Source organism: Aquabacterium sp. (assembly GCF_035476535.1).
Classification (GTDB): domain Bacteria; phylum Pseudomonadota; class Gammaproteobacteria; order Burkholderiales; family Burkholderiaceae_C; genus Pseudaquabacterium.
Window position 1 is genome coordinate 1 of record NZ_DATILJ010000127.1, and the last position, 9,827, is coordinate 9,827.

Genomic DNA, 9,827 nt, shown 5'->3' on the forward strand with positions numbered 1-9,827 from the left:
GTCAGCATGTCGAGGAGGGCGACGGACTCGAAGTCTTCGGCCAGCCGGCGCAAGCGCGCGGCCAGCGGGCGATAGCGCGCATCGGCTGCCGCCAGGTGTTCGGCCTGGTCCCGGATTCCGCGCATATTGCCCATGCGGGCCAGGCGCAGCAGCGCGTCCAGTGCTTCGGGCGGCGGCGACACGAGGGGGGCCGCGGCGTCCGGATCTTCCAGCGGCGCCGGCAGGCTGTCCTGCGTCCACGTCAGGCCGAGCAGGCGTGCGATCTCCGACAGCAGGCGGTCGAAATCGACCGGCTTCGGCAGGAAGGCGTCGGCCCCATTGGCCAGGCTCTCCCGCTGGTCGGCGTCCGACGCATTGGCGGAGACCATGATGATCGGCAGGCCGCGGAATGGCTCGGTGCGGCGGACCCGGCGCATCGCCTCCAGGCCGTCCATCAGCGGCATCACGCTGTCCATCAGCACGAGATCCGGCACGGCCGCCTGGATGCAGCGCAGCGCCGCTTCGCCATTCTCGGCCTCCAGCGTTTCGAAGCCGAGGCTGCCGAGGAGCTGCACGATCAGCCGGCGATTGACATCGATGTCGTCGACCACCAGCAGCTTGCGCCGCGGGCCTTCGTAGCCGTCGATGCCCGCGATCCTCGGCGTCCGCGCATGCTGCCCGCGCGCCGCCAGCGGCAGCTCGAGCTCGAACCAGAACCGGCTGCCGATGCCGACGCGGCTCTCGACGTGAATGTCGCTGCCCATCAGCGTCACCAGTTGCCGGCTGATCGCCAGGCCTAGGCCGGTGCCGCCGAAACGCCGCTGCACATCGGCCGCCTGCTCGAACGGTCGGAAGACGCGCTCGAGTTGTTCGGCGGCGATGCCGATGCCCGTGTCGTCGACTTCGAAGTGCAGCCGCGTGCGCCGCGCATCGGTGTCGAGCACCGTCGTGCGCAGGCTCACCGTGCCGCGCTGGGTGAACTTCACGGCATTGTTCAGCAGGTTCAGCAGCACCTGCCGCAGGCGCTTTTCGTCGCCCAACACGGCCGCTGGCAGCGTGCCCACGGCTTCGTCGTCGAAACGCAGTTCCTTGCGCTGCGCCTCGATGCGGGTGATGTCGGTCACTGTGCGCAACAGGCTGCCGAGATCCATTTCATCGACGTACAACTCCACCTTGCCGGCTTCGATGCGCGCCAGGTCGAGCATGTCGTTGATGAGCAGCAGAAGGTGTTCCCCGCTGCGCTGGATCGTCTCGATCTCGGCCACCTGCTTCGCACTCGGGCCGGCGTGGCGCAGGATGTGTGCGTAGCCGAGGATCGCATTCAGCGGCGTGCGCAATTCGTGGCTCATGTTGGCCAGGAAACTGCTCTTCGCGCGGCTGGCGCTCTCGGCAATGGTCTTGGCCTGCTGGGCTTGCGCGTACGCGGATTCCAGGTGGGCGATGGTCTCCGCCAGGCGCGCCGTCATCGTGTTGAAGCTCGCCGCCAGCATGCCGATCTCGTCGCGCGCTTCGGCCTGCGCTCGCGCCGTCAGGTCGCCGGCGGCGACCTGCCCGGCCACGTGCGTCAGCCGCTGCACCGGCCCGACGATGCTGCGCCGGAGCAGGAAGGCCATGGCCATGCCGATCGCCAGGGCCAGCACGCCGCCGGCGACCGTCTGGGCGCGCGAACGGGCCAGACTGTGCTTGGCCCGCGCCAGATCGGCCTGCAGTTGCGTCTGCTGCCGGGCGGTGACCTGCTGCAGCAGGTCGAGCAGCGTTCGCGCCTGCGGCACGACTTCCGTGCGGTACAGGTACAGGTCCTCGTAGGCCCGCTCGCCATCCAGGATCGCGCGGACCTGCAAGGCCAGCTCGGTCAGCTCGGCACGCGCCGCCGCAATGCGCGCGAGATGCTCGCGTTGCCGGGGTGTCAGCCATGGATGGCGCGCGTTGAGCGCATCCCACAGCGCCGCGTTGGCGATGAGCTGCGGGCTGTAGGTCAGCCTGAAGCTGCTTTCGCCCGAGGCGCCGAAGGCCATCACGTTGGTGGCCATCGCATCGAACGAACTCTGGAAGCTGAGCATCGCCGTCAGCGTCTCGCGATTCACCTCGTCGCCAGGGCGCGCCTTTTGCAGTGCGATCATGGCCTCGGTTTCGGCCAGTGCGCGCACGCGCCGGGCCTGCACGTCGACGCTGGACAGGCGCAGCGCCGGCCGGTTGCGCAAGGTGTCCTCGTGCAGCTCGAACAGCTGCGGCGGCAGGCGCTTCCAGCGCGCATAACTGTCGGTGAGGGCCTGCACCCGGCTCCGTTCACCGGCCTCCCAGCCGGTGGCCAGCCGCTGCAGCGATGCCAGCGCTGTTTCGAAGGCCTGGCGCGCCGCGTCGTACTGGTCGATGTCGTCCCGGTCGGTGAGCACCAGGTAGCCGCGCAGATGGAGCTGCATGCGCAGCAGCGCCTCCTGCGCCTGTGCCGAAGCCAGCGAGGCCGGTGCACGCACGGCCTCGCTGACTTCGATGTCGCGCGTCGCGTCGCGGCCGGCCAGCAGCGCGAATGCCACGACCAGCAGCGTCAGGCCGACCAGCGTGCCGAAGCCGACGGTCAGCTTGGTCCCGATGCCGAGCGGGGCTGCCGTGACGATGCGGCGCACGACAACCTCAGAAGCCCAGCGACGTCCGATAAGCCTCGCGCTGCCGATCACGGCCCAGGCGGATCGTGATCTCCTCGAAATCGACGATGGCCGCCTGCAGCGCCGCAGCCGGGCTCAACTGCCCGCCCGCCGCCTGCACCAGGCGCAGGTCGAGCGCCAGCCAATAGCTGTAGGCGCCCGGTATGCGCAGATAGGGAAACTGCTGCTTGTCGTTGAAGGTGCGCTGGAACGCGCTCAGGTAGTCGCGCGCGTCGGCGTCGTCCCAACCCGCGCGCAGGTAGGGCTCCGGCGTGCCCGTGCCTTCAGGCGGCAGGAAGTGGAACTTGCGCCCGGGGTCGATGCCGTCCCAGCCACGCGCCGCATACACCTGCGACTTCTCTTTGGTCGCCAGCAAGGACAGCAGGAAATAAGTGGCTTCCGGAACCTTCGAGTAGCGCGAGATCACGCCGGCCCAGGAGGCCCCCGTCGTATTGCCGACCCGGTTGACACCTTCGGTCTTGACCCATTTGGCCTGGGCGATGTCGTAGTACTCGTGCGTGCCGGGCACCGGCGCGGCGCCGGTCTTGCCTTTGACGGAACTGCCCGGCTGCTGCGCCAGCGCGCCGAGGTCGCCCCAGGTCAGCGCGAAGGCAGAGCGACCGGCCAGGAAGTGGTCCCAACCGCGGCCGTGGTTCCAGGTCAGCATCTCGCGCGGGCCGAACTTCACCAGCTCGACGAACAACTCCAGCGCGCGCACATGGCCGGGGCCGTCGATCAGCGGCGTCATCGTCTGCGGGTCGAACCAGTACAGCCGCGCATTGCTGGGGCCGATGACGAAGGAGGCCGACAGCGTCATGTAGTTGAACATGCCCTGGCTGCCCGGCTGCAGCGCCAGCACGATGCCGTGATCCGTCGTTCCGTCGCCGTTCAGGTCTTGCCCGTTGAAATACTCGACGGCATCCCGCAGCTGCGCCCAGGTCTGCGGCACGGCCAGCGCATAGCCGTACTTCTGCTTGAACGCCGTCTGGTGTCGTGGGTCGTTCAGCAGGTCGCGCCGGTAGTACATGACCTGGCCGTCGTGGTCGTAGGCCACCATGTACTTCTTGCCGCCGTAGGACAGCAGGCTGCGCGGCCCGGGCAGCACGTCGTCGACGCTCCACTTCGGAAAGCGCGGGTCCTCGTAGAACTTGTCGTAGGACAGCAGGTGCCCGCCGGCCACCATGTCGCCGAGCCACCATCCACCGGCGATCGATGCGTCGTATTTGCCGACCCGGTTGGTCATGTCCGAGATGAGGGTCGGATAGTGTTCGACACCGGGCAGGCGCACGATCTCCAGCTGGGCGCCGGTGGCGGCCTCGAACTCGTCCTTCACTTCGAGCACCGCCAGGCTGATCGCGCTGCGGGTGGCGATGATGGTCACCTTCTGGCCCGCGAACAGGCACTTCGCCGGCGCGCACGGCGGCAGCAGGCGAGGCACCGGCACGTCGTTGGGCTGGACGACCGTGACCGTGGTGCTCTCGGGCCGGGTCGGCGCCGAGGCCTGCGCAAGCTCGGTCGCCCGTGCCGGCGCCATCCAGCCGCTCATCAGCACCAGGGATGCACAGACCCACCTGCTCTGCATCATCTTCATCTCCTTCGTGCTCACACGGCCCAGGGGCGAGAAGAATTGTGCGCCCTTGGCGATCGCTCGGAGAAGAGATGGCGGCCCCTAGGTAGGTGCCTTCACGCGAGGCAGGGTAAACCTGAAGATCGAGCCACGGCCCGGGCTTGATTCCACCCAGATGCGCCCGCCATGGCCCTCGACGATGCTCTTGCACAGCGCCAGGCCGATGCCGGTGCCCGCATAGTCCTTGCGCCCGTGCAGCCGCTTGAACAACACGAAGATGTGCTCGAAGTACGCTGGCGCGATGCCGATGCCGTTGTCGCTGACGGAGAACAGCCAGCCCTCCTCACTGGCCTGCGCGGCCACGTGCACCCGCGGCGCCGCGTCGCCGCGGAACTTGATGGCGTTGCCGACCAGGTTCTGGAACAGCTGCAGCAACTGCGTCGAATCGCCGAGCACGGTAGGCAGTTCGCCCTTGGTGATGCTGGCGCCGCTGTCCTTGATCGCCATCTGCAGCTGGAATTCGGCGGTGGCGACGATCTGGGCGATGGCTATCGGCTCGAACGGCCGGGTCTTGGTGCTGAGGCGAGAAAACGCCAGCAAGTCGTTGATCAGCGCCTGCATGCGCTTGGCGCCGTCGACAGCGTAGCCGATGAACTCCAGGCCGTCGGCGTCGAGCCGGCTGCCATAGCGCTGGGCCACCAGCTGCAGATAGCTGGCGACCATGCGCAAGGGCTCCTGCATGTCGTGCGACGCCACGTAGGCCAGCTGCTCGAGCTGGGCATTCGAGCGCTGCAGCGCTGCGTGCAACTGGCCACGCGAGGCGATCTCCTCGCGCAGCTGCCGGTTCTGCGCGGCCAGTTGCCGGCGCAACGCGCACAGCGCCAGATGGGTCGTGACCCGCGCCACCACTTCCTCAGTATTGAGTGGTTTGGTCACGTAGTCGACCGCGCCGACACGAAAGCCTTCGATCTTGTCGTCGGTGGCCGTGAGCGCCGTCATGAAGATGACGGGGATGTCGCAGCTCGCCTCGTTCTGCTTCAGGCGTCGGCAGGTCTCGAAGCCGTCCATGCCCGGCATGACGACATCGAGCAGGATCAGGTCGGGATGCGCGAAGGCCACGCGCTCGATCGCTTCCTGGCCGCTGCGCGCCACCAGCACGACGTAGCCACGCGCTTCGAGTTGGCCGGTGATGACCTGCAGATTCGCCGACACGTCGTCGACGATCAGGATGGACCGCGCCGCTTCTTCCGTGTCGCTCGCCGCGCTTGTCGCCATCACCACGCCTTCGCCGCCTTCGCTGCCTTCGCTGCCTTCGAAAGTAGTCTAGCCCGGGGCACAGCGGTGGGGGGGCTCTGGCGCGACAGGCCTTGCAGACATGCATTCGAAGGTGAAACGCTTACAGCAGTTTCTGCAATGTGTTGCGCTGCAAGTCCTGCCCGGCATCGCGGCCTGCCACGCCGCACGCTGCCGGCGGCAGACCATTCCCAGCAAGGCACGTTCGTTGCTTTTTGCTGCGCGCAACAGCCAAGCCGATACGGCTGGATGAACCGCGCATCTGAAGGAGGCATACCGATGAAGACCGACGAGGTTCGGGTGCTGGTTGTCGACGATGTTCCGGATGCCGCCGACATGCTGGCTCAAGTGCTGGAACTGGGCGGCTACACCGTGTGGACGGCCCATGACGGCTTGCGTGCGCTGGCCATGATCGAGGAACACAACCCGCATTGCGTCTTGCTCGACATCGACATGCCGGGCATCGATGGCAATGAGTTGTGCCGCAGGGTGCGCGAACGCTATGTCGACGACATCGTGTTGATCGCGGTGTCCGGCCAGGACATCGAAGATCGCCGCGTGGTGGAGGGCTTTGCCCGTGCCGATCATTACCTGCGCAAGCCCGTGGACCTGAGCGAGCTGAATCGCGTGCTGCCACCGGTCTATTGCTGAACGCTCGGCGGCCAGAGGTCTGTAGGGCACCATGCCGCGCCGCCTGCCGGTTCTCCGACACGGTCTTGAGCGCAGCGCCGATGTTGCGGCCCTGCTTGTGCGCGCACAGTCAATGCCAACAGAGCCGACCGGAGTCCACCATGAGTACCCCCCTCCAACTCGTCGCCCAGACTGCAGCCTCGTTCGAAATCCGCTACGCGCCGCTGTCGAATGCCGGACATACGCTGTGTTTTCCATGCGACGAGGAAGGCCATGTGGACCTCGATGCGCTGTCGTCGCGCAGCCTCTGCGACTACCTGTTCGCCCGCGCCATGGTCGGCCGTGAATTCGATCTGCCGCATGTCGGCTCGGTTTGCGACCTGTGCCTGGCTGATCGCTTCACTGCCTGAAGGACGCCTGCCATGCCAATGCACGGAGCGTTACCGCACCGCCCGGCCAATGCCGCACAGGGGCACGCTGGGCCTTGCGGCCGAAGTGCGATGTCCGGACTGCGGACCTATCTCGTCGAAGACAGTGCGCTGATTCGGCGCAACCTCATCGAAACGCTTGAGGAGCTTGTTCGTGTGGATCTGGTCGGGACGGCGGAAGACGGCCCCACCGCCGTGGACTGGTTGCGCAACCCCGCCCATGTCTTCGACTTGGCCATCATCGACATCTTCCTGAAGCGCGGCTCGGGCATCGACGTGCTGCAAGCTGCCCGGTCCAGTTGCAAAAACGGCAAGGTGGTGATCCTGACGAACTTCGCCGCGCCGGAGATTCGCAAGCGCTGCCTGGCGCTGGGCGCGGATCAGGTGTTCGACAAATCCAACGAGATCGATCAGTTGCTGCGCTATTGCGAACGGCTGGCGTCCGAAGTTTCGGGCGGTCCTTCGCAACCCGCGGGCGGTGGCGAGCAATGCGGCTAGGTTACCGGGCGCGCTTTCGCCCCGCACTGCCTGCTGCCGACGCGATGAAGGGCTTCTTCGGCAAACCGCGCATCGGTGCTTTTGCGCTGCCATTCCTGCTGGCGGTCGCCGCCCTGATGCTCGGCATCAACGAGGCGTCGTACTGGGGTTCGCGCGAGGCGCTGGTGTCGTTGAACGCGGTCGTGACCTCACGCCAGGTCGTGCTGCGCTTGCTGGGCGTGCTGGTCGACGCGGAGACCGGCCAGCGTGGCTACCTGCTCACGGGGCGGGCGACGTATCTGGAGCCGTATCGCAATGCGCTGGAAGCCGTCAAGGGCTTGCAGGATCAATTGCAAGCGCTGTACCGCAACGAGCCGGGCTTGCGTGCCGAGCTCGACAAGCTGCGGCCGTTGATCGAACAGCGCCTGTCGGTCATGGCCGAAACCATCATGCTCGAAGACACGGGTCAGCACGAGCATGCGCTGCAACTGGTGCTCACCGACGCGGGCCAGGCGCACATGAACGGCATCCGGGCCATCGCCGAGACGATTCTGAACTCGGAGGCCGGCCGCGACAAACAGGCCTATGGCAGCGTGCTGAGCACACTGCAGGTGGCCCGCATCGGCGTGGCGGCGATGACCTTGCTGAGCCTGCTGGTGGTGGCGCTGTACTTGCGCCAGGCGCTGCGGGCGCAAGCCCAGCAGCGTTCGGCGAAGCTGGCGATCGAAGCCGAGCGCAACAGCCTTGAAGCGGAGGTGCTGGAACGCACCCGGCAGCTGACCGAACTGGCCCGGCATCTGCAGACCGCCCGCGAGGACGAACGGGGCCGGCTGTCGCGCGAACTGCACGATGAGTTGGGGGCGCTGCTCACCGCCGCGAAGCTGGACGTCGCGCGCATCCGGGCGCGCGTGCTCAGTGCGGCGCCGGATTCGGCCGATCGCCTGGCCCACCTGTCGGAAACGCTGAACAGCGGCATTGCCTTGAAGCGCCGCATCATCGAAGACCTGCGCCCCTCGGCGCTGAGCAGCCTCGGGCTGGCCGCCGCCCTCGAGACGCTGCTGGATGACTTCCGCGGTCGTGGCGGGGCCCAGATCCGTTCATCGCTGGAGACGCTGTCGCTGTCACCGGCAGCAGAGTTGACGGTCTATCGCCTGGTGCAGGAATCACTGACCAACATTGCCAAGTACGCCAAGGCCCGGCATGTCGATGTCGCGCTGCGCAGCGCCGGGGACAAGGTGATGGTGTCCGTCACCGACGACGGTATCGGCTTCGATCCGCAGAGCACGTCGTCCGGCGCGCACGGCCTGCTGGGCATGCGCTACCGCGTCGAAGGCGAAGGTGGCAGCCTGATCCTGCGGTCCGCACCAGGGCAAGGCACGCGGGTCGAGGCCGTGCTGCCCTTGCACGCCGCCGCGCCGGCCTGAGAAAAAAGCGCAGCGGACCAGGACAGAATTGCAGAAGAACTTGCCGATGGGTACGGCCCTGCCGGGGGCACCTTCGGTGGCACGGAAGCTGCTGATCGCCGCGGGCGCGTTGGGAGCGCGACCACCCCGTTGTTGCAGCAGTAGGAGGGAGCACACATGAACGCTGTGGTCATGCCGGCCGCGTTGGACCCCGCGGTCTCACAGGCCGCCACCGATGTGGGCCCCGAGCCCTTGCACACCCTGCTGACGGCCTTGATCGCACTGCGCAAGGGCGACGCCAGCGTGCGCTTGCCCCACCATTGGCTGGGCGTGTCGGGCCGGGTCGCCGATGCGTTCAACGATGTTGTCGAGCAGAACGCCAACATGGCCGAAGAACTGGCTCGGCTGCGCCAGGTGGTCGGCAAGCAGGGCAAGCTGAAGCAGCGCGCGTCGCTGCGCGAATCGCGCGGCTTCTGGGGTGAATCGATCGACTGCATCAATTCGCTGATCGACGACCTGGTGCACCCGACCAGCGAAGTGGCCCGTGTGATCGGTGCCGTGGCGCAGGGCGACCTGTCCAAGAGCATGGCGCTGGAAGTCGATGGGCGGCCGCTCGAAGGCGAGTTCCTGCACACCGCGCAGACCATCAACAAGATGGTCGACCAGCTCGGCAACTTCTCGGCCGAAGTCACCCGCGTGGCGCGCGAAGTCGGCACCGAAGGCAAGCTCGGCGGCCAGGCCACCGTGAAGGGTGTCGCCGGGACCTGGAAGGACCTGACCGACTCGGTGAACTCGATGGCCGGCAACCTGACCGACCAGGTGCGCAACATCGCCGACGTCACCACCGCGGTGGCCAAGGGCGACCTCAGCAAGAAGATCGAGGTCGACGTCAAGGGCGAGTTCCTGACGCTGAAGAACACCATCAACACGATGGTCGACCAGCTGCGCTCGTTTGCCTCCGAGGTCACGCGCGTGGCGCGCGAGGTGGGCACCGAAGGCTCGCTCGGCGGGCAGGCCCGGGTGGAAGGCGTGTCGGGCACCTGGAAGGACCTGACCGACTCGGTGAACTCGATGGCCGTCAACCTGACCAGCCAGGTGCGCAACATCGCCGACGTGACCAAGGCGGTGGCCGCCGGCGACCTGAGCAAGAAGATCACGGTGGACGTGAAGGGCGAGATCCTGGAGCTGAAGAACACCGTCAACACCATGGTCGACCAGTTGCGCTCGTTCGCCGCCGAAGTCACGCGCGTCGCGCGCGAGGTCGGCACCGAAGGCAAGCTCGGCGGCCAGGCCGATGTGCAGGGCGTGGCCGGCACCTGGAAGGACCTGACCGATTCGGTCAACTCGATGGCCTCGAACCTGACCAGCCAGGTGCGCAACATCGCCGACGTGACCAAGGCGGTGGCCG

The 9,827-nt window shown here is 67.0% G+C and carries 9 protein-coding genes; 6 read left to right on the forward strand and 3 right to left on the reverse strand.

From position 1 onward, the window contains the following. The 3 genes from VLK61_RS12915 to VLK61_RS12925 form a co-directional block, all read right to left on the reverse strand. The coding region (locus tag VLK61_RS12915) for an ATP-binding protein (RefSeq protein ID WP_325421768.1) at positions 1 to 2,603 on the reverse strand (2,603 nt) is incomplete at its 3' end. Between the two features lie 7 nt (positions 2,604 to 2,610). Then, complete coding sequence (locus VLK61_RS12920; protein WP_325421769.1) at positions 2,611 to 4,206, reverse strand: ABC transporter substrate-binding protein; 1,596 nt, start codon at positions 4,204 to 4,206, stop codon at positions 2,611 to 2,613. 84 nt (positions 4,207 to 4,290) lie between these two features. Continuing rightward, positions 4,291 to 5,463, reverse strand: coding sequence for a sensor histidine kinase (locus tag VLK61_RS12925; RefSeq protein ID WP_325421771.1), 1,173 nt, complete (start codon positions 5,461 to 5,463; stop codon positions 4,291 to 4,293). Between the two features lie 100 nt (positions 5,464 to 5,563). Between VLK61_RS12925 and VLK61_RS12930 the strand changes: the two genes are divergently transcribed. The 6 genes from VLK61_RS12930 to VLK61_RS12955 all read left to right on the forward strand — a co-directional run. Further along, a complete protein-coding gene (locus VLK61_RS12930) occupies positions 5,564 to 5,734 on the forward strand; it encodes a hypothetical protein (protein WP_325421773.1) in 171 nt (56 codons plus the stop codon). A 26-nt stretch (positions 5,735 to 5,760) separates the two neighbouring features. Next, positions 5,761 to 6,132, forward strand: a complete 372-nt coding sequence (locus VLK61_RS12935; protein ID WP_325421775.1) for a response regulator — start codon at positions 5,761 to 5,763, stop codon at positions 6,130 to 6,132. A 140-nt stretch (positions 6,133 to 6,272) separates the two neighbouring features. Further along, positions 6,273 to 6,521 carry a hypothetical protein gene (locus VLK61_RS12940; protein WP_325421777.1) on the forward strand — a complete coding sequence of 83 codons (249 nt, stop codon included), beginning with the start codon at positions 6,273 to 6,275 and terminating at the stop codon, positions 6,519 to 6,521. Positions 6,522 to 6,611: 90 nt separating this feature from the next. Further along, positions 6,612 to 7,037, forward strand: coding sequence for a response regulator (locus VLK61_RS12945; RefSeq protein ID WP_325421779.1), 426 nt, complete (start codon positions 6,612 to 6,614; stop codon positions 7,035 to 7,037). Between the two features lie 44 nt (positions 7,038 to 7,081). Next, positions 7,082 to 8,440 carry a CHASE3 domain-containing protein gene (locus VLK61_RS12950; protein WP_325421781.1) on the forward strand — a complete coding sequence of 453 codons (1,359 nt, stop codon included), beginning with the start codon at positions 7,082 to 7,084 and terminating at the stop codon, positions 8,438 to 8,440. A gap of 156 nt (positions 8,441 to 8,596) precedes the next feature. Next, positions 8,597 to 9,827 (forward strand): HAMP domain-containing protein (locus VLK61_RS12955; RefSeq protein ID WP_325421783.1); only part of this gene is annotated, 1,231 nt, incomplete at its 3' end.